Raw genomic sequence first — 23378 nt, 5'->3', positions numbered from 1 at the left:
CACTAATTATGCGATTTTTTCTTGCTTGCACCGATTTCTGCATCAATTGATGTAAGTTTGATGTAAATCGCTGTTTTTTTAGTTTTTTTTCAAATGAAGTACGTCCCGTCTATTTGGTGAAACGGTACATCTTTACATCATCTTAATAGAGCTTTGCACCTGCTGGAATGTGGTTATCAACCATGATCAGATGCAGTTCTTCATCTTCTGAGTCTTTCAGATTATTTACTGCTGATAATAACATACCGCAAGACTCAATTCCCATCATCTTTCTTGGTGGAAGGTTTGTGATGGCGATCAGTGTTTTACCAACCAGTTCTTCCGGCTCGTAATAAGCGTGAATACCGCTTAAAATCGTACGATCTGTGCCTGTTCCATCATCAAGAGTGAACTGAAGGAGTTTCTTTGACTTTGGTACTGCAACACACTCTTTAACCTTTACAGCTCTGAAATCTGACTTGCTGAATGTATCAAAATCAACTTCTTCCTCAAATAAAGGCTCAATCTTTACATTAGAGAAATCAATTTTTTCCGGCTCTGCTTTCATTTCTTCGGCAGCCTGATTTTTTACATCATTTTTCTTATTTACATCACCGAGTGACTTCATTGTCGGGAACAGAAGTACATCACGAATAGCCTGGCTGTCTGTCAGGAGCATAACGAGACGGTCGATTCCGTATCCGATACCACCTGTTGGCGGCATACCGATCTCCAGTGCATTCAGGAAGTCTTCATCTGTGTGGTTGGCTTCCTCATCACCTGCGTCTGCAAGGGCATCCTGTGCCTTGAAACGTTCTCTCTGATCGATCGGGTCGTTGAGCTCGGAATATGCGTTACACATTTCCCATGTATTGATAAAGAGCTCGAAACGCTCTACCTTGTTCGGATCGGAAGGTTTCTTCTTGGTCAGCGGAGAGATCTCGATCGGATGATCCATGATAAATGTCGGCTGGATCAGCTCTTTCTCACAGTACTCCTCGAAGAAGAGATTGATGATATCACCCTTCTTATGACGATCCTCATACTCGATATGATGCTCGTCAGCAAGCTTCTTGGCTGCCTCATCATCTGCTACTTCGTCAAAGTCGATTCCTGCATATTTCTTGATGGCATCGTTCATGGTCAGACGTGCGAAAGGCTTTCCAAGATCAATCTCGATACCATTGTAGGAAATCTTTGTGGAACCGCAGACCTTCTCTGCGAGGTAACGGAACATGGACTCTGTCAGCTCCATCATTCCCTCATAATCAGTATATGCCTGATAAAGCTCCATCAGAGTGAATTCCGGATTGTGACGGGTATCAACACCCTCATTACGGAATACACGGCCGATCTCGTAAACTCTCTCAAGTCCGCCTACGATCAGTCTCTTAAGATAAAGCTCCAGGGAAATACGAAGCTTAACGTCTTCGTTCAGTGCGTTGTAATGTGTCTCAAATGGTCTTGCAGCTGCACCGCCTGCGTTGGAAACCAGCATTGGTGTCTCTACTTCCATGAAGTCACGTCCTGCAAGGAAGTTACGGATCTCCTTAAGGATCTGGGAACGTTTGATGAATACATTCTTGCTGTCCTGGTTCATGATAAGATCCACATATCTCTGACGATAACGGGTATCTGTATCTGTCAGTCCGTGGAATTTCTCAGGAAGGATCTGTAAGCTCTTGGAAAGAAGAGTCATCTTCTCTGCATGAATGGAGATCTCACCTGTTCTTGTTCTGAAAGCAAATCCCTCCAGACCAAAAATATCACCGATATCAGATTTCTTGAAATCTGCATAGGAATCGGTTCCAATGGCATCTCTTGCCACATAAACCTGAATGTTACCCTGTAAATCCTGGATATTACAGAAAGAAGCTTTTCCCATTACACGCTTGAACATCATACGTCCTGCGATCGATACGTGGATCGGGCTTGCGTCCATGATGCTTCTTCTTTCTTCATAATCCTTCTTCTGAGCCTCTTTTGCCTGCTCTTCATCAAGACCTGTTACATCAAGCTCCTTGCGATCTTTGAGAAGCTCTGCCTCATGTGCTTCATAGAGATTCTTTACCTCAAGGGAATGATGTGTCTGATCAAATTTTGTGATCTGAAACGGGTCCCTGCCATTTGCCTGAAGGTCTGCCAGTTTGTCACGACGTACCTTCAGCAGCTGGTTTACATCCTGCTTCTTCTGCTCTGCCACTTGTTGGCCTCCTTAATCTATCTGTCGTTCAAGCGGATCTCTGCGATCCGCTCCGTTGTCTGCTTTATACGTTTCTCTGAATCTCAAGAACCTTGTATTTCATGATTCCGGACGGCATCTCAACCTCAACGATATCGTTGGTGTGTGCACCGATCAGCGCTTTACCTACCGGAGACTCATTGGAGATCTTTCCCTCAAGGCTGTTAGCCTCTGTGGAACCCACGATCTTCAGCTCCATGTCTTCCTCAAATTCATAATCATGAACCTTAACCTTGCAGCCTACGCTGATTCTGTCAAGATCGACTTCGTCCTCTACTACAACCTCAGCGTTCTTGAGGATCTTCTCGATCTCCTCGATACGTGCCTCGATATCTCTCTGCTCATCCTTTGCTGCATCGTACTCTGCGTTCTCAGAAAGGTCTCCCTGCTCTCTGGCCTCTTTGATCTTTCCTGCTACTTCTTTTCTCTTAACAACTTTCAGATCGTGCAGCTCGTCTTCCAGTTTTCTAAGTCCTGCGTATGTGAGTAAGTTCTTCTTTGCTTCTTCCATTTTGCCTTACTTCCTTTCAAAACCGTGCTGTTTTTTCTGAAAAAAATACAGCTTCGGATATTTCTGTTGCTACCATTCCCAAGAGCTCTTTTTTCTAAAAAAGGGCGTAAAAATCTCAGGATATTCACAATTCCTGTATTATACCGAAAAGCCCCAGTATTGTCAAGCATTCTACGTCGAAAAAGGGTCCCTGAAATATGCAAAAAAGCCGCGCGAAATCTCAGATTTCAACACGGCTTTTCTGTATTATCCTGCCCGGTCTGATTCCTTATTTCTTCTCCGGAAAAAGATCTTTATAACGATTAGTCACCATCTGTGTCTGATACTCAAAATCCTGTTTATGCTGATTGACCAGTGTAGAAAGGATGATCCCGGAAAACCAGCAGATGATAGCTGTCAGGATCACAAACCCGCTGACGATCAGTGTCGGGATCTTTTCCACTGTCCCAACCTCCAGAAAATGTACCAGCACCGGAATAAAGAATACCATTCCCACCACAAACAGCACTGCTGCGATAAGGGAGAAGAACTCCAGCGGCTTGTAATTTTTGAACATTTTCACAATAGTCTTCAGAACCTTAAATCCATCTGCATAAGTATTCAGCTTGGACTCACTTCCCTCCGGCCTGTCACGATATTCAATGACTACATTCTCAACCTGCATGTTCTTATCGATGGCGTGGATCGTCATCTCTGTCTCGATCTCAAAATTCCTGGAAAGTACCGGGAATGTTTTTACAAAGCGGTAACTCATGGCACGGTAACCTGTCATGATATCCTTGATGTTGCTTTTGAAAAGACGGTTAATGGAACCTCTTACGATACTGTTTCCAAAGTTGTGGAAAGGTCTCTTGTTCTCTGTAAAATATGTAGAAGAAAGGCGGTCACCAACTACCATGTCTGTGCCTTTCTCCAGAACCTTGCTGCACATTTCAGCTGCAAACTCTGCCGGATAAGTATCGTCGCCATCTACCATAAGATAACACTGCGCATCGATATCCCGAAACATACTGCGGATCACGTTTCCTTTTCCCTGCTGATACTCATAACGGACAACTGCCCCTTCTTTTCTGGCGATCTCGTCTGTTCCATCTGTAGAGTTATTATCATATACGTAGATCACAGCTTCCGGAAGTGCTTTTTTCATATCGCGGATAACCTTTGCTACCGTCTTGCTTTCGTTGTAGCAAGGAATTAAAACTGCTATTTTATCTGCCATTATTTTTCTCCTGTAAAACAAAAAAACTTTCTGCGGATTCCCGCTAACTGACTGTAGCACGCGCTCCGTTCCTTGTCAATAGAACGTTTCGTTTTCTCCGACATACTTTTCTCTTTTATCGCTCCAGTACCATGTCTGTAAGCTTTTTCAGTTCTTCATAGCTTGAAATATTATTAGATTCTCTCCGGATTCCCGCACTGTGCCGCATACCGGCTGTATACCAGGCTACATGCTTCCGCATTTCGCGGATCCCGATATACTCACCCTTGATCGCGATCTGATCTTCGGCATGGCGCAGGATCATCTCGCAGACTTCCTCTGCGGTTGGTCTGGAAAGCTTTTCCCCGGTGTGGAAATAGTGGTTCAGCTCCCGGAAGATCCACGGGTTCCCACGTACTGCACGGCCGATCATCACCGCATCGCAGCCAGTCTCTTTAAACATGGCTTCTGCAGTTTCCGGTGAAACGATATCTCCGTTTCCTATCACCGGAATAGTCACCGCTTCCTTCACCCTGCGGATAGCATCCCAGTCCGCCTGACCGGAATAATACTGCTGTCTGGTCCTTCCATGAACTGCGATGGCTGCTGCACCGGCATCCTCCACCCGTTTTGCGATCTCCACCACATCCACCGGCGTATTTTCATCAAAGCCAATGCGGACCTTCACCGTTACCGGCTTGGAAACTGCTCCGGAAACACTGCGGACGATCTCTTCGATCAGCTGAGGATCCTTCAGAAGAGCTGAGCCCTCGCCATTATTTACCACCTTGGGAACCGGACATCCCATATTGATATCGAGAATGTCAAAGGGACGCTCCTCAATGCTTTTTGCCACCTCTGCCATAAGGTCCGGCTCGCTGCCGAAAAGCTGCATGGATACCGGATGCTCCCCGGGATCGATCTCCATCAGCGCCTCTGTATTCTTATTATGAAAAGAGATCGCCTTGGCACTGACCATTTCCATACAGATCAGGCCTGCACCCTGCTCCTTGCAAAGTCTTCGAAATGCCAGATCCGTAACCCCTGCCATCGGTGCAAGCACAAAGGGGTTCGGTATCTCCACATTTCCGATCTTCCACTGCATCTTCATGGATCATTCCTCAACGGCATCTGCTTTTTTCTGCAGTTCCTCATCCGGGATATCTCCCAGGAAAAATACCTTGTAATACATTTCCAGAGATTCCAGAAGCTCTCTTTTGTCCCGCTGGAGTTCCTTGATCTTCAGTGCACTTCCGATCTCATCAAAACGGGCATCTGCCTCCAGGGCCTCAGTCTTAAACTGCAGACTGCCGTCCTCATCAAATTCCAGTGTCAGGATCCCGCCTACATCCTCTGTGAAAAGCACACACATGATCTGCAGCTCCTGCTTTACTGTCTCAGGAAGAGACGCAAAATCCTGGTTAAAATAATATTTCTGCTCATAAGAGCTTGCTCCGCAGAGCACAATGTTATCCTGATACATAAAATCTCCTTTATTTATAACTTGACACTCCCCACAACTAAAGCAGGGAGATTCTTGTTTTTTCCACTACTGCAATAAAACATCAACGGAAAATCGCTGCCGGAAATTTTATCCGATCTGTGCTGCATGTTTTACACATAGCTGTATAAACCACGTACAGAAACCTCTCCGGAATTTACTTCCTCGACTGTACCGTCTGCACGCTCTACCAGAAGCTCTCCGCCGGCATTGATCCCTCTTGCGATCCCCTCATATGGATCATTCTGATCCAGTACACGTACCGGCTGGTTCAGATTGGCCAGCATTTTCTCATAATCCGGTTTCAGGCCGCTGAGATCCTCTGTCTGTACAAATCTCTCATAATTTTCCTCAAAATGCTTCATCACAAGTCCGACTACCTGTGCCCGGTCAAAGGGATGTCCGCTTTCCAGATACAGAGATGTAGCCTTATCTGCCATTTCTTCCGGAAAGCTTTCCATGTTTACGTTAATCCCGACTCCGATAACTGCACAGCCGATCTTATCCTGCTTCATGGTCATTTCGGTTAAGATACCGCAGATCTTTTTGCGGGAAACAACTACATCGTTAGGCCATTTGATCCCTACCTCAAGACCGAGCTCTGCTACTGCCTGTGCAACTGAAAGTCCCATAACAAGTGTCAGCATCGGCGCCTTCTGCGGAGAAAATTCCGGGCAGATAAGGATACTCATAGTAATGGCACTGTCCGGCGGCGCACTCCATCGTCTTGTAAAACGTCCGCGTCCTGCGGACTGATATTCTGCCACAAACAGCTCCCCGTGTCCTGCGCCTTCTTCCCTCCAGGCGCGTTTACCCCAGAGGTTGGTGGAATCAATTTCTCTTGCAAAATGGACGGTTTTGCCCGCCCATTTTGTATGTGTTGCCTGTGAAATTATTTCTTCATTAAATAACTCTGCCATTATTTTTCCGGCTCTCCTAATGTAGCAACGATCACAGCCTTGATGGTATGCATACGGTTCTCTGCTTCGTCAAATACCTTGGACTGCGGAGACTCGAATACCTCGTCTGTAACCTCCATGTCTGTAAGGTTGAAACGCTCGCCCATCTCTTTTCCGATCTTTGTCTTAAGATCATGGAATGCTGGCAGGCAGTGAAGGAAGATTGCCTTCTCACCGGCGTTCTCCATTACGTGTTTGGTAACTTTATATGGTGTCAGGTCGTGGATACGCTCTGTCCATACTTCGTCAGGCTCGCCCATAGATACCCATACATCTGTGTAGATGATGTCCGCGTCCTTGGTTCCTGCCTCTACATCCTCTGTAAGAGTGATGGTGGAACCTGCCTCTTTTGCCCACTGCTGGCACTGTGCTACAAGCTCATCATTAGGGAAGTATTTCTTGTTGGTGCAGGCTACAAAATCAAGGCCAAGTTTGGAGCATACGACCATAAGGGAGTTACCCATGTTGTAGCGGGCGTCACCCATGTATACAAGTTTCAGACCTTTCAGTTTGCCGAAATGCTCACGTACTGTCAGCATATCAGCAAGCATCTGCGTCGGATGATACTCATTTGTCAGACCGTTCCATACCGGAACGCCTGCATGTTTTGCAAGCTCCTCAACAATATCCTGACCGAAGCCACGGTACTCGATTCCCTCATACATTCTTCCGAGAACTCTTGCAGTATCTGCGATGCTCTCCTTCTTTCCGATCTGGGAGCCTGTGGGATCCAGATAGGTAGAACCCATTCCCAGATCATGAGCTGCCACTTCGAAGGAACAGCGTGTTCTTGTGCTTGTTTTTTCAAAGATCAGTGCAATATTTTTACCTCTGTAATACTCATGAAGCTCTCCTGCCTTTTTCTTTGCCTTCAGATCTGCTGCAAGGTCGATCATGTAAGTGATCTCTTCCGGTGTAAAGTCTTTCAGTGTCAGGAAATTTCTTCCTTTAAGATTCATAATATGTCCTCCTCACGGCTGCAGATTTATTTCTGCTCTGCCGGTTTATCTGTCATGATTTCCTTCAGAGATGTTGCCAGCCCTGCGATGCCCTGTATCTCGGACGGAATGATGATCTTCGTTGCCTTGCCGTCAGCAACTTTTGTAAGAGCCTCCAGGCTCTTCAGAGTAAGAACAGATTCATCTGCTCCTGCTTCCTTGATCATACGAAGTCCTTCTGCAGTTGCCTGCTGTACTTTAAGGACTGCCTGTGCCTGTCCTTCAGCCTCTTTGATCATACGCTCCTTCTGAGCCTCCGCATGAAGGATCGCCGCCTGCTTCTCAGCCTCAGCATCCAGGATAGCGGACTGTTTTTTACCCTCTGCAACAAGGATGGTGGAACGTTTCTCTCCTTCTGCTTTCAGAATGGCTTCTCGTCTCTCACGCTCAGCCTTCATCTGTTTCTCCATGGCATCCTGGATGGCTGCCGGAGGAATGATGTTCTTAAGCTCCACACGGTTAACCTTGATTCCCCATGGATCTGTAGCCACATCAAGGGAAGCACGCATCTTGGTATTGATAACCTCTCGGGATGTCAGTGTCTCATCCAGCTCCATATCACCGATGATGTTACGAAGTGTTGTAGCAGAAAGATTCTCGATCGCCATGATCGGATTCTCAACGCCATATGCGTAAAGCTTCGGATCTGTGATCTGGAAAAATACAACCGTATCGATCTGCATGGTTACATTATCTTTGGTAATTACCGGCTGCGGTGGAAAATCCACAACCTGTTCTTTCAGGTTTACTCTTCTTGCAACACGTTCAATGAACGGAACCTTGAAATGGATTCCTGTACTCCAGGTAGCCTTGTAAGCGCCAAGACGTTCCAGTACCACTGCATAGGCCTGCGGTACAATGCGGATACAGGATGCAAGTACCCACAGCACAAGAACGATGACTACAAGCAAAACAACAACTCCACCCATAATTTAGCCCTCCTTGCTAATTTCTTTTACGATCAGCTTCACTCCGCGGATCTCTTCAATCTCAACCACTGCACCTGTTGGAATTTCTTCCCCGTCATCTGCGGTCCGTGCAGTCCACTCGATGTCATTGATCCTCACCTGCCCGGTTTGGGCCAGGTTGTTGACCGTCTGTATCACTACGGCTCTTTTTCCCAGAAGACTCTCTGCATTGGTCTTTTCCACGCCCTTGTTCATGTAGCGGACCGCCAGAGGTCTGGTAAAGATCAGAAGCACCACGGAAACTCCGAAAAATAAAAGGAGCTGTACAACAATTCCCCCTCCAAGCCACGAGGCAATGCACGCCACAAAAGCACCGCCTGCAAACCAGACAGTGGTAAGTCCTACCGTGATCGCTTCAATTACCAGTAAAATTGCCAGTATTCCAAGCCAGGCCAAAGGTGTCATAAAACTCCTCCTCTCTTATTCTCTTCTCTGTCTTGCAGCTTCGTACATCAGGATTCCTGATGCCATGGCAGCATTCAGTGATTCTACTTTTCCGCACATGGGAATGCGGATCAGACAGTCTGCTGTCTCCGCCGCCTGATCAGTCAGGCCCTTTCCCTCGTTTCCAATGAAAAATGCGGTACCGCCCTTATAGGATTCCTGATCATAGGAATTCTCGCCCTTCAGATGAGCTGCAAAACTGCGGATTCCATTTTCTTTCAGCTTCTTTTCTAATGATACCACATCTTCCACGTATAGAAAAGGCATTCTGTAAATGGAGCCCATGGTAGAACGGATCACCTTGGGATTTGTGATATCCACGCAGGTTTTTGTGAGGAAAACTCCGCTTACGCCGGCGCCCTCACCGGTCCTGAGAATGGTTCCCGCATTTCCCGGATCCTGAAGATCCTCCAGAACCATGACCAGAGGATTTTTTCCCGCCAGTACCTCTTCCTCGCTCCAGGAAGGCAACTTCAGAACTGTCAGGATCCCCTGGGGAGTCTTGGTATCACACATCTGACGGAATACGGAATCCTTCACGATCTCACAGGGATATTTTTCTGCCTGAGACATCAGCTCTTCATCCCGGGAAACGGTCTCGGAGACAAACACCTGGGAAACCCAGCTTTCCGGTGCTTCCAGAAACATTTTCCGGCCCTCTGCCACAAAAAGTCCCTGTTCTCTTCTGGCTTTTGCCTTCTGGTTCAGTTGCATGACATTTTTTATTTTTGCATTTGATACGCTGGTTATCATACTTTTTATCTTACTCCTTGCACTTATCCTGTTTACGGAATCTTCGAAAAATCACTTCATAAACGCCGGTTCCGCATTAAGATCCTTATTTTTTCCAATGGCGATTATGGAACAGCGGTCCGGAAGCGGCTCGGACGGTTTCAGATCTACTGTGACATTTTCGCCCTGTTTAATACCAATGACATTAATGTGAAAACGCTCCCGCACATTCAGATCTATGAGACTTTTCCCGATCCATGACTCCGGCATGGAAAACTCCGCCATACTGAACTCCGCTGAAAGCTCAAACACATCCAGATACCCGCCGGACATAAGATTTCTGGCAACCCGCAGTCCCATGGACTGTTCCGGATAAATGATCTTATCTGCACCAATTTTGTCAAGTATACGTCCATGAAGAGAATTCATACTTTTTGCAACTACAAAGGGCACTCCCAGATCTTTGGCCTGCATGGTTGCGGAAATACTGGCTTCCAGATTTTCGGCAACTGCGATAATGGCTACATCCACATTCTGAACTCCCAGAGCCTTCAGGATTCCCGGTTCACGGACATCTGCTTTTACCGCATAGGTTACTTTTTCGGAAATCTCTTCGATATTTTCTTCTTTGTCATCAATGGCAAGGACATCGCAGTCTGACTCTGCCAGCGTCACCGCCAGAGTCATTCCAAACTGTCCAAGCCCGATCACGGCAAAAGATTTATTTTTCATTCTATTCTCCTGTTTAACCGATCATGATATCTTCTTCACCGAGATGCGTGGTGCTTCCCGGCCTGTTGCGTACACGCATCACAACTGCTGTTCCAAGTGTCAGCGGTCCGATACGTCCCAGATACATGGTAAGGATCACGATCCACTTGCCTGCCACATTCAGCTGAGGTGTCAGTCCTCTGGAAAGTCCTACTGTAGCCCCCGCAGAAGTGATCTCATATAAAACATCTGCCAAATCCACTCCCGGCATTACTGCGGACAAAAGCACCGTCATGGTAAAAAGGATCAGCACACTGGTTCCTGCAACAACCATGGCAGAACGGAGATAGCTCTCACGGATCCTGCGGCCGTATACCTCTACATCCTTTTTTCCCTGAAGATATGCTGCAATAGAAAGGATCAGAACCGCAATGGTAGTAGTCTTCACACCACCGGCAGTGCCCATGGGTGATCCTCCGATAAACATCCACAGTAGGGAAATGATCACGGTAGGTGTGGACAAAAGCGACTGATCCATGGTATAAAATCCCGCCGTACGTGTTGTCACTGACTGGAAAAAGGATGCCATGAGCTTTGTTCCCAGTGGTGCCCCCTTCAGCGTGGAAGGGTTTCCGGATTCAAAGATAAATACCAGAAATGCTCCTGAAAATACCAGGATCCCGGTCATCGTAAGGACCAGCTTGCTCTGAAGCCGCAGTACACGAAAAACTCTGGATGGGGAGAGCTCTTTTCTCAGAACCTTGCGGAATTTATCCCACAGATCCCACCAGACGATAAATCCAAGACCTGACACAATGATCAGGCCAATCGTAGTGATATTGACCAGCGGATTGCTCACATATACCGAAAGGCTTGTTTCCCCGAAAAGATCGATCCCTGCGTTGCAGAATGCAGATACCGCCAGAAATATGGCATGCACCAGACCTTTTTTTATTCCAAATTCCGGTACAAAGCAAAACGCATACAGGACCGCACCGATTCCTTCTGCAAGAAACACGCATTTCACCACACTGCGGACTACAGCCACGACTCCACCCATTTCATCCAGGTTGTAGGATTCCTTGATGATCCGCCGGTTTTTCAGGGAAATTTTCCGCCGGAGGCTGATGAATATCATATTCGCCAGTGCGATCAGTCCGATCCCGCCGATCTGTATCAGGCACAGGATAACCGCTTTTCCAATGGGGCTCCACTGGACTGCCATAACAACTGTGGAAAGTCCTGTTACACATACGCTGGTCGCCGCTGTAAAAACAGCATCCGGGAAGGTAACAGCCTGCCCGGGTGCACTGCAGAACGGCATCCACAAAATAAGTCCACCTACAAAAATCACCCCCGCAAAGCCGAGGGCAATTATTTGTGACGTATTCAGTTTATGCAATCCGTCTGAAACTTTTTTCAAGTTCATATTTTTTATTTATTGTAGTTGTGAGAAAGAGAATTGCAAACCTCCCACATGTAGGAATCTACATTCTTCTGCATTGCAAGAGCCTCATTGATGTCGAAATCAACAAACTCACCATGACGGTATCCAACCACACGGCTACGTTTTCCGGCAACAAGAAGATCTACTGCAAGAGCACCCATCATGGACGCATATACACGGTCCTTACATGTAGGGCTTCCACCACGCTGCATGTGACCAAGGATCGTTGCACGTGTCTCGATACCTGTTGCAGCCTCGATACGCTTTGCCATAGCCTCTGAATGGCCGATACCCTCAGCATTTACGATGATATGGTGTTTCTTGCCTTTCTTACGGCTCTCTACGATATTGTCAATAAGCTTCTGCTCATCGTAATCATATTTCTCCGGGATCAGGATATCCTCAGCACCGTTTGCGATACCGCACCATACTGCAAGGTATCCGGCGTTACGTCCCATAACCTCGATGATACTGCATCTCTCATGGGATGTGGATGTATCACGTACCTTGTCAATAGCTTCCATAGCTGTATTTACAGCAGTATCGAAACCGATGGTGTACTCGGTACATGCGATATCAAGGTCAATGGTTCCCGGCAGGCCAATGGTATTGATTCCAAGGTTCGCAAGCTTCTGAGCACCTGCGAAGGATCCGTCTCCACCGATAACAACAAGGCCGTCGATCCCATGCTTTCTGCAGATCTCTGCAGCCTGCTGCTGTCCTTCCTCTGTTCTCATCTCTGCACATCTGGCAGTATAAAGAATTGTTCCGCCTCGTTCAATCGTATCGGAAACGTCCCTTGCTGTCATATCTCTGATCTCTTCATTTAAGAGACCGCTGTATCCTTTATAGATTCCCTTTACGTTCAGTCCGCTGCTTAATCCTCTTCTGACAACAGCACGGATTGCAGCATTCATTCCAGGTGCGTCACCGCCACTGGTCAAAACGCCGATCGTTTTGATTTTGTTCTCTGCCATATTGTTATCCTCCATCTTATGAAACAACCTATTGTAATACACATATTCGGGTATAGTTTATAGCATTTTTATAAGTTTTTCAATACTCTCTCCACAATTTTAACATTGGAACTTCCATATTTTTTACACATGCGCTCCAGCCAGGAATCCTCGATATGGACCTGATAAGCAGGGGGAAGTTTCTTCATTGCCTTGACATCTTTGAGATAAATAACCACCGTGCTGTTTCCTCTGGATTCCATCAGATCGTCTACCAGACCGGTCTCGGCTTTTGCGTACTCTTTCCGGCTTTCAAACTGGAGCCACAGTTCTCTTGGCATATCATCAAAAAGACGGACCTTTTCCAGGATCAGCTTGCTGGCTTTGTCGTCTTCTGCGGATACTCTTCCCTGAATAAAGAGCCGGGCATCTTCATTCAGGAACATCTGGCATTTTTCGTAATCACGTGGAAATACCACAACCTCCACGGTGCCTACCAGATCTTCCACTGTAAGGAACGCCATTACCTTATTATTCTTTGTATATTTTATGGTTTTATCCGTGATCATTCCACCCACGATCACTTTCTGGTTATCGTAAACCTCCGGTATCCCTGTTTCATCATCCGGCTGAAAATCAGAAGTTTTTGCAGAGATCATTTTTTCCATCATATTCCGGTAACGCTCCAGCGGATGACCGCTGAGATAGATGCCGAGAACTTCCTTCTCAAAGGTCAGTATCATCTCCTTCGGATATTCTGCTGCCTGCGGCATACGGATCTCAAATTCCTTTTTATCTTCTTCAGGCGCAATATCAAAAAGACTCAGCTGTCCCGCCATGGTATGTTTCTTATCCTGGTTGATACTGTCTATGATCTGCGTATAAACCGTCATTTTCTGATTCCGGTTTCCCTCCAGGCAATCCAGCGCTCCGGCCTTGATCAGATTTTCCACAACTCTCTTGTTGATCTGGTCGATATTTCGCTCAATAAATGTTTTCAGGGAGGTATATTCTCCGTGCTCCTCACGCTCCCGCACAATCCCCTCGATTACCGGACGGCCGATACTCTTGATGGCAGAAAGTGCATAACGAATGGAACCATTGTCAACAGAAAAGCCATAAACACCATGATTGATATCCGGCGGAAGGATCCGGATCCCCATCTGGCGGCATACCGAAATATACTCGGCAACCTTGTTCGGCATTTCCACAACGGATGTCATCAGTGCAGCCATAAATTCTACCGGATAGTAATATTTGAGATATGCCGTCTGGTAGGAAACCACTGCATAAGCGGCAGCGTGAGATTTATTGAAGGCATACTTTGCAAAATCTGTCATCTCATCGTAGATCTTGTTTGCGATCTCCTCGGAAATACCGTTGGCGATACATCCCGGTACTCCCTCTTCCACGTTTCCGTAAACGAAATTCTGGCGTTCTTTTGCCATAACAGAAGCTTTTTTCTTGGACATGGCACGGCGCACCAGGTCACTTCGTCCAAGGGTGTAGCCTGCAAGCTCACGGACGATCTGCATAACCTGCTCCTGGTATACGATACAGCCATAGGTCGGCTTCAGAATCGGCTCCATCTGCGGACAGTCATAACGGATGGTATCCGGACGGTTTTTTCCGCGGATGTACTGCGGAATGAAATCCATGGGGCCCGGACGGTAAAGCGAAATTCCCGCGATCACGTCCTCAAGGCTCTGAGGCTTCAGCTCCTTCATGAAGCTTTTCATTCCGGCACTCTCCAGCTGGAACACGCCGTCAGTACGTCCTGTTCCGAGAGAATCCAGTACCTTTTTGTCGTTGTAGTCGATCTTTTGCATATCCAGAAGCATACCGGTACTTTTTTCCACCATTTTCACAGCATTCTGGATAACCGTCAGAGTACGGAGACCCAGGAAATCCATTTTCAGAAGTCCCAGCTCTTCCAGTGTTGTCATGGTAAACTGCGTGACAATGGAACCATCCTGTGCTCTGGAAAGGGGTACGTATTCCGATACATCCTTCTGGCTGATCACAACACCTGCCGCATGCATGGAGGTATGCCTCGGAAGCCCCTCCAGACGTTTTGCCAGATCGATCAGACGATGGATATCGTCCTGTTCCTCGTAAGCCTTGCGAAACTCCGGATTCATTCCCAGTGCCTTGTCAATGGTGATATTCAGCTCCTGTGGAATCATCTTGGCGATGGTGTCCACCTGGGCATAAGGCATATCCAGAACACGGCCTACATCACGAATGACACCGCGAGCTGCCAGTGTACCGAAGGTAACGATCTGAACCACGCAGTCATCACCATATTTTCTTCTTACATAATCAATAACCTCCTGTCTCCGTTCGAAGCAGAAATCCACATCGATATCCGGCATGGATACTCGCTCCGGATTCAGGAAACGTTCAAAGAGCAGATCATACCGGATCGGGTCCAGCTGGGTGATCCCAAGTGTATAGGCAACCAGGCTTCCTGCGGCAGAGCCTCGTCCCGGACCGACCATGATATCGTTGTCCCTGGCATATTTGATAAAATCCCATACAATGAGAAAGTAATCTACATATCCCATGTTTTTGATCGTAGACAGCTCATAATCCAGGCGCTTTTTCAGCTCCTCTGTTACCGGATGATAACGCTGCTCAAGTCCCTCATGACAAAGCTTGTTCAGATATTCCCAGGAGGTAAATCCGTCCGGCACATCATATTTCGGCAGCTTGGTCACACCAAATTCAATCTCCACATGACATCTCTCCGCGATCCTGTGGGTGTTTTCCAGCGCTTCCAGCGCATATGGGAAAAGTCTCGCCATCTCTTCCGGCGATTTCACATAATACTGGCCGCCCTCATAGCGCATTCTGTTCTCATCGCTGAGCTTTTTCTGAGTCTGCAGACAAAGAAGAACATCATGTGGTTCCGCATCCTCTGCCATAGTGTAATGCACATCATTGGTGGCAACCAGATCGATCCCCGTCTCTCTGTGCATACGGAGAAGCTGCTGGTTTACAGTCTGCTGCTCCGGGATTCCATGATCCTGAAGCTCCAGAAAGAAATTTCCTTTTCCGAAAATATCCTGGTAACGTAATGCCGCGATCTTGGCATCCTCATACATTCCACGTGCAAGATATCTAGCGACCTCTCCCGCCAGGCAGGCACTTAAGGCAATGATACCCTCGTGATATTTTTCCAGAAGCTCCAGATCCACACGTGGCTTGTAATAAAACCCTTCCACGAATGCCTTGGATACAATTTTCATCAGGTTGCTGTATCCCTGATTATTCTCAGCTAGCAGGACCAGATGATAATAACGGTCATCCCCACTTCCCACTTCTCTGTCAAAACGGGAGCCCGGAGCCACATAAACCTCACATCCGAGGATCGGATTGATCCCGGCTTCTCTTGCAGCCCTGTAAAAATCGATCACACCATACATAACGCCATGATCGGTGATCGCCGCACTGTCCATACCCAGCTCTTTTACTCTGGCTACATATTCTTTGATCTTATTGGAGCCATCCAGAAGGCTGTATTCTGTATGGACATGTAAATGTGTAAACTCCAAATTTATTCTCCTTATCGTAAAAAACAGGGCTCCGGATCCTCCCCGCTCTGCACTTTTCTCTGAACGTGCCGGAGCGTGTCTGATCCGGAGCCGGTCAACACCTTGTTATTTTTTAATGTAGATCCTTTTGTCACGGATCTCTACTTTTCCTTCCTTCATCAGATGACCGACTGCACGCTTGAATGCGTTCTTACTGAGGCCAAACTCTCTCTTGATGACTTCCGGTGAGGCATGATCATCAAATGGCAGCACCCCTGCAAATTCCTCGATCACGCTGAATACGCTCTCTGCATCCTCATTGATCTGGATGTAAGCCTTCTGGCGGTCACTGACGTTCATCTTGCCATCCTCTTTCACCTCTGTGACACGAAGATCAAGAATAGCTCCCGGTCTGTACTTGCCTGTTGCCTCCCGTGCCGGGATCAGAGCGGAATATTTATCATCTACCGCAACAAAAACGCCGAAATTCCCACTGATCTCATAGACACGCCCCTTTACCGAATCTCCCGGTACATAAGGAGTTCTGGTGGAAAGATAATGATACACCTTCATGGTTGCACAGAGTCTGCTGCTCTTATCTACATAAAGAGCTACCAGACACTCCTCACCTTCACGGACCCGGTTGGTCTGCTCATGATACGGAAGAAGAAGATCCTTCTCCAGTCCCCAGTCAAGAAAAGCACCGATCCTGGTGACCTGTTTTACCTTAAGGACTGCGGTCTGTCCTACCTGAAGCATCGGCTCACGGGTAGTTGCGATCAGTCTGTCCTGGGAATCCTTATAGATGAATACTTCGATCTCATCACCTGCTTTGGTTCCTTCCGGTACCTGTTTGGACGGAAGAAGCACCCGCTCATTCTGAGGTGCGTTTCGGTCCTCTCCAAGATATATTCCGAAATCCACGGTTTTTACAACCAGTAATTTCTGTTTTTTACCTAATTCTATCATTCTTACTCCTGTTCCTTAAAACTATATATGATCATTTACTATTTGCTGTCTGTCCTGCATTATAACATAAGAGAATTATTATAGAAAGCACAAAAAAGGCAGCTTCGGAAATTTCTTTCCGTCACTGCCTTTTATTTGACATTCATGGGGGAATCTGCCCCCACATTGGGTCAGTCTGTTATTCTGTTGGTTTCTCAACCGGCATCGGGTTCATCATTTTAATGACAAAAAGTACGATCAGCATCAGCACGATTCCCACCGGAAGAGCGATCCATGCTGTTTTTACAAAGCCTGCAACAATATAAGTTACAAAGGATACTGCCGCAGCCAGGATCGCATACGGAAGCTGTGTGGAAACGTGAGTCACATGATCACACTGTGCTCCTGCGGAAGCCATGATCGTTGTATCGGAGATCGGTGAGCAGTGGTCTCCGCAAACTGCACCTGCCATGCAGGCGGACATGGAAATGATCATCATCTCAGGACTGGATTTCTCAAATACCGCAACAACGATCGGGATCAGGATACCAAAGGTTCCCCAGGAAGTACCTGTAGCAAATGCAAGTCCGCATCCAACCAGGAAAATAATGGCCGGAAGGATAACTTCAATACCACCGGCAACAGAACGCATTGCTTCTTCTACGAATACCGCTGCACCAAGTGAGTCTGTCATAGCCTTCAGTGTCCATGCAAAGGTCAGGATCATGATCGCCGGTACCATAGCCTTGAAGCCTTCCGGGATGCATCCCATACAGTCTCTGAAATTGATCACACGACGGATCATATAGAAAATAATGGCAAACACCAGACCAAAAGCACTTCCCATTGCAAGGCCTGTAGAGGCATCACTCTGTGAAAATGCGGTAACAAAATCTGTTCCGCTGAAAAATCCTCCTGTGTAGATCATACTGATGACACAGCAGATGACAAGCACAACGATCGGGATCACAAGATCGATCACCTTTCCTCTCGGATTCGGTGTCTCATCATCCGTTGCATTCTCATACGGTCTTGCAGATGTTGTATAAAGATCTCCGTTCAGAGCATTGATCTCATGTGTTCTCATAGCGCCAAACTCAGTTTTCATCAGTACCATACCAACCATCATCACAATCGTAAGGATCGCATAAAAGTTATACGGGATAGTTCTTACAAAAATCGCAAGTCCATCCTGTCCCTCTACGAATCCGCTGACTGCTGCAGCCCAGGATGAGATCGGTGCGATGATACATACCGGAGCAGCTGTCGCATCGATCAGGTATGCAAATTTTGCTCTGGATACATGATGTCTGTCTGTTACCGGACGCATAACGCTTCCTACAGTCAGACAGTTGAAATAATCATCAATAAAGATCAGAATACCAAGCACAATTGCGGCAAGCTCTGCACCTACACGTGTGTGGATCTTTTTGCTGGCCCATCGTCCGAATGCGGCGGAGCCGCCGGCCTTGTTCATCATACATACCACAGATCCCAGGATTACCAGGAAGATCAGGATACCTACGTTATAGCTGTCAGAAAGAACCTTGATGATTCCTCCCTCAAAAATCTGTGTTACCGTTCCTTCAAATTTAAATCCGGAATAGATCAGTGCTCCTACTACAATTCCCACAAACAGAGAACTGTATACTTCTTTTGTGATCAGTGCAAGGACGATCGCAACAAGAGGTGGAAGCAGTGCCCAGATCGTTGCATACAGAGCAGGCTGGTAAGTCTCCTCCGCATCCGCAGCCAGCACAGTCAGGGGACTTGCCAGTGCGCCCATGAATACCATTGCCATAACAGACAATGCTGTTCCTGCTTTTTTACTCATTTTTCTCCTCCCTTTTCGGGGACAAAAAAACGGAGGCTGTCTCTTCTTAAGAACACCTCCGGTTAAATAATCCTTATTTAACTAATAGCCTGTCAGAAAATCTCCATTCAGCATATTAAATGCAGATCTCCCGAAGTGCTACCGATAGCGCTCCACATCCGTGACAGTACAACGCATATTCTGCGTTATCCCAGCACCCTGTCATCTGGCCTTCCAGAGCACTTCGGCAAATTTTCCTTTCTTTATGAACAGCCTGCCAGGGCCTTGCATCCATAAATACTGATAAAATCCGCGCCTCTATCTTCTTATCCGTGACCGTTTGTCCTCCGCAGGACTTCCCGGCCATCTTTTTTTCTTTATACTGTAGCAGTTTCCGACATAAATATCAAGTAGTTTACACAGATTCCTGCCATTCAGACCAATATTGTTACTTTTCACTCCGTTTTCAGTAACACGCTTCGCGGAATATTACCAGCGAACTGTAATCCAATATTGCCTTATTTACTGCTCATTCAGCAGCCACTTCACATCCACTCCCAGCACCTTTGCAAACACCCGCAGTTCATAATCTGCTACAAAACGTTCTCCTCCTTCGATCCGGCTGATACTGTCACGCTCCAGCATCACTCCTTCCACCTGCATTTTTGCTGCCAGCGCAGATTGCGACATCCGTTTCATATTCCTCATCTGGCGTATTTTTTCTCCGGAAACGTTCTTTTTTCCCTGATAAGTGTATATTTTCATCCTGCCACCTATTTTAATAAATGTGTTAATGTTCTGCATTTTTCTTGACATTAGCATATATTTCGGCGGCACCTGTGTTAAAGGTCAGCAAATCTGACATTTTCTGCATTTTTCGACAAAAAATGCCGCGGTACTGTTCCGCGGCATTTCCACTCAAGCGGATATTGACAATCCACCATCGGGTCAAACTGTTTTTTCTTCTGATCAGTCTTCCTGTCCTACCTGACCATAATATGCATTTGCACCATGTTTTCTGTAGTAATGCTTATCCTGAAGCTCCTGCGGTGCCGGTTTTACATCCGGATTAATCAGCTCGCAGCGAGATGCCATCTTGGCAACCTCCTCAAGAACAACTGCGTTATGAACTGCCTCATGAGCATCCTTACCCCAGGTAAAAGGTCCGTGGTTCTTACACAGCACAGCCGGTACTGCTTCATAATCTTTGTTTTTGAAATAATCAGCAATAAGAACTCCCGTGTTCTTCTCATATGCCTCTTCGATCTCTCTTTTGGTCAGATTACGTACACATGGTACTTCTCCGTAAATGTAATCTGCATGTGTGGTTCCATAACACGGGATCGATCTGCCTGCCTGCGCCCAGCTTGTTGCCCAAGATGAGTGGGTATGTACGATACCGCCGATATTCGGAAACGCTCTGTAAAGAACTGCATGTGTCGGTGTATCAGAGGATGGATTGTATCTTCCTTCTACTTTATTTCCATCAAGATCTACCACTACCATGTCTTCCGGTGTCAGCTTGTCATAATCCACACCACTTGGCTTGATCACAAAAAGTCCCTGCTCCCTGTCGATCCCGCTGACATTTCCCCATGTAAAGGTAACAAGACCATATTTTGGCAGATCCATATTTGCTCTGTAAACTTCTTCTTTTAATTTTTCAAGCATAGCGCGCCCTCCTTTTACGGTATAGTTGTTTCAAAAACGATGTACTAATCTCTACCGCCTGTATTTATTTTGTAAACTCAACTACTGCGTAAGGTTCTTTATCCTCCGCGTTGAGAACTACAGCTTCTTTATTTTCTGTCATATATACTTCCGGAATGATAACATTATCCAGTACTGCCTGACGTTTATATTCAGCACGAAGCTGACCAACTTTAAAATCCTCAGGCAGATGATCCGCTGCCATCCGGATATACTGACAGTTGTTCACATGATGATTGGTGTCCAGATGATGCTTCTGTACGGAAAAAGCATTCTGCACTTCCCGTTCCTTCGGAAGCGCGATCTTTCTTGGTGCATAATCCATCTCTATTTTTTCGCCCAAATCATAGGGATCTGTATCTGCCGGTGTCAGCTTTTCCGGAAGACCGGTTTCTGTATTGATAAAAGACCAGTAGGAATTGGCCCATGCCAGCTTCTCACCATCCATTGTCTCAAGAATAAAATTACGCATTCCGATAAATCCACGGAATCCATAAGGAATTGTTGTTACTTTTATATTTTCACCAAGCTTTGGATACCGCTTCATGATCACCTGCCATGCAGAAAGTACCCAGGCTCTTTTCTGTTCCTTTAATACTTCCATACCGACTCCTGTCTGCTCGGATTCAAAGGTACAGCAATCCTGAAAATAATCCAGAACTCCCGGCAGCGTCAGACAGCCATCTTCTCCGATCTCACTGAATCTTACTCGACTCTCAAAACTGTAACTCATTCATGCCTCCTGTCATACTGTCTATACTTTATTGTAACACTTGGCAGGAAGAAACGCACTTGTTTTTTTTTGGGGGCGAAGCGGATTGCGAATATCTTCTTATTTTTGAGTACAAAAAAAGTACCTCGCAACTGAGGTACTTAAGAAGCAGGGCTACAAGGATTCGAACCTTGAACTGACGGAGTCAGAGTCCGTTGCCTTACCGTTTGGCGATAGCCCTATGTGTTTTGTTTTTCGCTTGCCTTATCGCTTGCGACGGATGTTATTATATAACAGCTTTTTTGAAATTGCAACCCCTTTTTTTAATTTTTTTTATTTTTTTTCAAAATTTCTTAAACTGCTGTTAAAACTCCTTATTATATGCGGGTTTACGCAGTAAAAAAAATTTTACAATCCACTCCTTTGTGTTATAATAAGCCGTATAATAAAAAGAACGGAAACAACCGTGTATTTCCCTCCGGTCACAATATCCGGAGGCATCCAAAGGAGAACGCTATGCGAGCAAATAACCTTACTCTGCTCACGGACCTCTATGAGCTTACCATGATGCAGGGATATTTCAAAAACCCTACCAACCAGACCGTTGTCTTTGACATGTTCTACCGCAACAATCCGTGCGATGGCGGTTTTGCCATCTGTGCAGGACTGGAGCAGATGATCGAATACATCGAAAATCTCCGTTTCTCAGAAGAAGACATTACCTATCTGAGAAATCTTGGCATCTTTGAGGATGATTTCCTTGAGTATTTGAGCAACTTCAGATTCACCGGTGATATCTATGCAATTCCGGAGGGAACCGTGATCTTCCCGAGAGAGCCAATGGTCAAGGTTATCGCACCGATCATGGAAGCTCAGCTTGTAGAGACGGCCATCCTGAACATTATGAACCATCAGAGTCTTATTGCTACCAAGGCAGCACGTGTATGCCACGCAGCCAAGGGCGATCCCATCATGGAATTCGGTCTTCGCCGTGCCCAGGGTCCGGACGCCGGGATCTTCGGTGCCAGAGCTGCAGTGATCGGCGGATGTGCCGGTACTTCTAACGTACTGACCGGTCAGATGTTTAACGTTCCGGTTCTCGGAACACATGCTCATTCCTGGATCATGAGCTTCCCGGATGAGTACACTGCCTTTAAGACCTATGCGAAGCTTTACCCGAATTCCTGTACTCTTCTGGTCGACACCTACGATGTCCTGAAATCCGGTGTTCCCAATGCGATCCGTGTATTTGAGGAGATGCGTGAGGAAGGTATCCAGCTGAAGAACTACGGAATCCGTATCGACAGCGGTGACCTTGCATACCTTTCCAAAAAAGCTTACAAGATGCTGGCTGCTGCCGGTTTCGATGATGCTACCATCTCCGCCTCCAGCGATCTTGATGAATATCTTATCGAGAGCCTGAAGGCCCAGGATGCCAAGATCAATTCCTGGGGTGTTGGAACCAAGCTGATCACAGCCGATAACAATCCGGCATTCGGCGGCGTATACAAGCTTGCCGCTGTAAAAGACGCTGACAGCGATACCTTCCAGCCGAAGATCAAGCTTTCCGAAAACACAGAAAAAGTTACCAACCCGGGCAACAAGACTGTATACCGTATCTACAGCAAGAAGACCGGCAAGATCAAGGCCGATCTGATCTGCCTTGCAGATGAGAAATTCGATCCGGAAGAAACTATGGTGATCTTCGATCCGGTTGACACCTGGAAAAAGACCAAGGTTCTTGGAGGAACCTACGAGCTCCGCGAGCTCCTTGTTCCTGTGATCAAAGGTGGTAAGAGCGTTTACAAGTCTCCATCTGTTATGGAGCTCCGTGACTATTGCAAACAGGAGCAGAATACACTGTGGGATGAATCCAGACGTTTCGTTAATCCGCAGAAGGTTTATGTAGATCTCTCCCAGCCCCTCTATGACATGAAGAAGGCTCTTTTGGAAGAAATGAGCGAAAAAGAGCTCTGATAAACAGAAATAAGCATTCATAAACCCCCTTTTCTT

General features: G+C 46.6%; 20 protein-coding genes, 1 tRNA gene and 1 riboswitch. Of the genes, 1 reads left to right on the top strand and 20 read right to left on the bottom strand.

Annotation, left to right across the window (positions count from 1 at the left end; translation table 11 throughout):
- Window positions 1–142 precede the first annotated feature (142 nt).
- The 20 genes from lysS to CCC17_RS05795 all read right to left on the bottom strand — a co-directional run bounded on the left by lysS (window position 143) and on the right by CCC17_RS05795 (window position 21606).
- Window positions 143–2182, bottom strand: coding sequence for a lysine--tRNA ligase (gene lysS / locus CCC17_RS05890; protein WP_287082701.1), 2040 nt, complete (start codon window positions 2180–2182; stop codon window positions 143–145).
- 64 nt (window positions 2183–2246) lie between these two features.
- Window positions 2247–2732, bottom strand: coding sequence for a transcription elongation factor GreA (gene greA, locus CCC17_RS05885; RefSeq protein ID WP_015526720.1), 486 nt, complete (start codon window positions 2730–2732; stop codon window positions 2247–2249).
- Between the two features lie 268 nt (window positions 2733–3000).
- Window positions 3001–3951, bottom strand: a complete 951-nt coding sequence (locus tag CCC17_RS05880; RefSeq protein ID WP_015526721.1) for a glycosyltransferase family 2 protein — start codon at window positions 3949–3951, stop codon at window positions 3001–3003.
- A gap of 115 nt (window positions 3952–4066) precedes the next feature.
- Window positions 4067–5035: a tRNA dihydrouridine synthase DusB gene (gene dusB, locus CCC17_RS05875; RefSeq protein WP_118609143.1), complete on the bottom strand. Its 969-nt coding sequence runs from the start codon at window positions 5033–5035 to the stop codon at window positions 4067–4069.
- Between the two features lie 9 nt (window positions 5036–5044).
- On the bottom strand, window positions 5045–5413 hold the full coding sequence (locus tag CCC17_RS05870) for a DUF6145 family protein (RefSeq protein WP_015526724.1): 369 nt from the start codon (window positions 5411–5413) through the stop codon (window positions 5045–5047).
- Between the two features lie 131 nt (window positions 5414–5544).
- The gene (locus CCC17_RS05865; RefSeq protein ID WP_270391749.1) at window positions 5545–6351 is read right to left on the bottom strand and encodes a biotin--[acetyl-CoA-carboxylase] ligase; all 807 of its coding nucleotides are present in this window, start codon (window positions 6349–6351) and stop codon (window positions 5545–5547) included.
- Window positions 6351–7349, bottom strand: a complete 999-nt coding sequence (gene argF, locus CCC17_RS05860; protein WP_021975947.1) for an ornithine carbamoyltransferase — start codon at window positions 7347–7349, stop codon at window positions 6351–6353. The genes CCC17_RS05865 and argF overlap by 1 nt, the downstream gene beginning before the upstream one ends.
- 26 nt (window positions 7350–7375) lie before the next feature.
- Complete coding sequence (locus CCC17_RS05855; RefSeq protein WP_015526727.1) at window positions 7376–8317, bottom strand: SPFH domain-containing protein; 942 nt, start codon at window positions 8315–8317, stop codon at window positions 7376–7378.
- 3 nt (window positions 8318–8320) lie between these two features.
- Entirely contained in the window at window positions 8321–8761 is a 441-nt protein-coding gene (locus CCC17_RS05850) for an NfeD family protein (RefSeq protein WP_278603990.1), read from the bottom strand.
- 15 nt (window positions 8762–8776) lie between these two features.
- Entirely contained in the window at window positions 8777–9553 is a 777-nt protein-coding gene (locus tag CCC17_RS05845) for a TrmH family RNA methyltransferase (RefSeq protein WP_270391746.1), read from the bottom strand.
- Window positions 9554–9604: 51 nt separating this feature from the next.
- Window positions 9605–10264 carry a potassium channel family protein gene (locus CCC17_RS05840; protein ID WP_287082700.1) on the bottom strand — a complete coding sequence of 220 codons (660 nt, stop codon included), beginning with the start codon at window positions 10262–10264 and terminating at the stop codon, window positions 9605–9607.
- A 13-nt stretch (window positions 10265–10277) separates the two neighbouring features.
- A complete protein-coding gene (locus tag CCC17_RS05835) occupies window positions 10278–11567 on the bottom strand; it encodes a TrkH family potassium uptake protein (RefSeq protein ID WP_015526731.1) in 1290 nt (429 codons plus the stop codon).
- A gap of 110 nt (window positions 11568–11677) precedes the next feature.
- Complete coding sequence (gene pfkA / locus CCC17_RS05830) at window positions 11678–12667, bottom strand: 6-phosphofructokinase (RefSeq protein WP_021975953.1); 990 nt, start codon at window positions 12665–12667, stop codon at window positions 11678–11680.
- Between the two features lie 68 nt (window positions 12668–12735).
- On the bottom strand, window positions 12736–16203 hold the full coding sequence (locus CCC17_RS05825; protein ID WP_287082698.1) for a DNA polymerase III subunit alpha: 3468 nt from the start codon (window positions 16201–16203) through the stop codon (window positions 12736–12738).
- A gap of 105 nt (window positions 16204–16308) precedes the next feature.
- Window positions 16309–17151, bottom strand: coding sequence for a CvfB family protein (locus tag CCC17_RS05820; RefSeq protein ID WP_021652585.1), 843 nt, complete (start codon window positions 17149–17151; stop codon window positions 16309–16311).
- 178 nt (window positions 17152–17329) lie between these two features.
- A complete protein-coding gene (locus CCC17_RS05815; RefSeq protein ID WP_442859769.1) occupies window positions 17330–18916 on the bottom strand; it encodes a Na+/H+ antiporter NhaC family protein in 1587 nt (528 codons plus the stop codon).
- Window positions 18917–19101: 185 nt separating this feature from the next.
- Window positions 19102–19272: riboswitch (Lysine riboswitch) on the bottom strand.
- Between the two features lie 193 nt (window positions 19273–19465).
- Entirely contained in the window at window positions 19466–19708 is a 243-nt protein-coding gene (locus CCC17_RS05810; RefSeq protein ID WP_015526736.1) for a helix-turn-helix domain-containing protein, read from the bottom strand.
- Window positions 19709–19912: 204 nt separating this feature from the next.
- A complete protein-coding gene (gene araD, locus CCC17_RS05805) occupies window positions 19913–20614 on the bottom strand; it encodes an L-ribulose-5-phosphate 4-epimerase (RefSeq protein WP_015526737.1) in 702 nt (233 codons plus the stop codon).
- A gap of 64 nt (window positions 20615–20678) precedes the next feature.
- Window positions 20679–21386: an acyl-[acyl-carrier-protein] thioesterase gene (locus tag CCC17_RS05800; RefSeq protein ID WP_022426129.1), complete on the bottom strand. Its 708-nt coding sequence runs from the start codon at window positions 21384–21386 to the stop codon at window positions 20679–20681.
- Window positions 21387–21534: 148 nt separating this feature from the next.
- A tRNA-Gln gene (locus tag CCC17_RS05795) sits at window positions 21535–21606 on the bottom strand.
- 275 nt (window positions 21607–21881) lie between these two features.
- Between CCC17_RS05795 and CCC17_RS05790 the strand changes: the two genes are divergently transcribed.
- Window positions 21882–23342 (top strand): nicotinate phosphoribosyltransferase, encoded by a 1461-nt coding sequence (locus CCC17_RS05790; protein ID WP_022426130.1) that lies wholly within the window; start codon window positions 21882–21884, stop codon window positions 23340–23342.
- The last annotated feature ends 36 nt before the right edge of the window (window positions 23343–23378 follow it).

The organism is Blautia sp. LMAG:36 (assembly GCF_008680535.1).
Taxonomy (GTDB): Bacteria; Bacillota; Clostridia; order Lachnospirales; family Lachnospiraceae; genus Blautia_A; species Blautia_A fusiformis.
This window is presented reverse-complemented; position numbering and strand designations above follow the sequence as displayed.

Excerpts from the sequence above, each read along its gene's own strand:
- greA (WP_015526720.1), bottom strand. The coding sequence starts at position 2,732 with ATGGAAGAAGCAAAGAAGAACTTACTCACATACGCAGGACTTAGAAAA.
- CCC17_RS05880 (WP_015526721.1), bottom strand. The coding sequence starts at position 3,951 with ATGGCAGATAAAATAGCAGTTTTAATTCCTTGCTACAACGAAAGCAAG.
- dusB (WP_118609143.1), bottom strand. The coding sequence starts at position 5,035 with ATGCAGTGGAAGATCGGAAATGTGGAGATACCGAACCCCTTTGTGCTT.
- CCC17_RS05870 (WP_015526724.1), bottom strand. The coding sequence starts at position 5,413 with ATGTATCAGGATAACATTGTGCTCTGCGGAGCAAGCTCTTATGAGCAG.
- CCC17_RS05865 (WP_270391749.1), bottom strand. The coding sequence starts at position 6,351 with ATGGCAGAGTTATTTAATGAAGAAATAATTTCACAGGCAACACATACA.
- argF (WP_021975947.1), bottom strand. The coding sequence starts at position 7,349 with ATGAATCTTAAAGGAAGAAATTTCCTGACACTGAAAGACTTTACACCG.
- CCC17_RS05855 (WP_015526727.1), bottom strand. The coding sequence starts at position 8,317 with ATGGGTGGAGTTGTTGTTTTGCTTGTAGTCATCGTTCTTGTGCTGTGG.
- CCC17_RS05850 (WP_278603990.1), bottom strand. The coding sequence starts at position 8,761 with ATGACACCTTTGGCCTGGCTTGGAATACTGGCAATTTTACTGGTAATT.
- CCC17_RS05845 (WP_270391746.1), bottom strand. The coding sequence starts at position 9,553 with ATGATAACCAGCGTATCAAATGCAAAAATAAAAAATGTCATGCAACTG.
- CCC17_RS05840 (WP_287082700.1), bottom strand. The coding sequence starts at position 10,264 with ATGAAAAATAAATCTTTTGCCGTGATCGGGCTTGGACAGTTTGGAATG.
- CCC17_RS05835 (WP_015526731.1), bottom strand. The coding sequence starts at position 11,567 with ATGCCGTTCTGCAGTGCACCCGGGCAGGCTGTTACCTTCCCGGATGCT.
- pfkA (WP_021975953.1), bottom strand. The coding sequence starts at position 12,667 with ATGGCAGAGAACAAAATCAAAACGATCGGCGTTTTGACCAGTGGCGGT.
- CCC17_RS05820 (WP_021652585.1), bottom strand. The coding sequence starts at position 17,151 with ATGATAGAATTAGGTAAAAAACAGAAATTACTGGTTGTAAAAACCGTG.
- CCC17_RS05815 (WP_442859769.1), bottom strand. The coding sequence starts at position 18,916 with ATGGGCGCACTGGCAAGTCCCCTGACTGTGCTGGCTGCGGATGCGGAG.
- CCC17_RS05810 (WP_015526736.1), bottom strand. The coding sequence starts at position 19,708 with ATGAAAATATACACTTATCAGGGAAAAAAGAACGTTTCCGGAGAAAAA.
- araD (WP_015526737.1), bottom strand. The coding sequence starts at position 20,614 with ATGCTTGAAAAATTAAAAGAAGAAGTTTACAGAGCAAATATGGATCTG.
- CCC17_RS05800 (WP_022426129.1), bottom strand. The coding sequence starts at position 21,386 with ATGAGTTACAGTTTTGAGAGTCGAGTAAGATTCAGTGAGATCGGAGAA.
- CCC17_RS05790 (WP_022426130.1), top strand. The coding sequence starts at position 21,882 with ATGCGAGCAAATAACCTTACTCTGCTCACGGACCTCTATGAGCTTACC.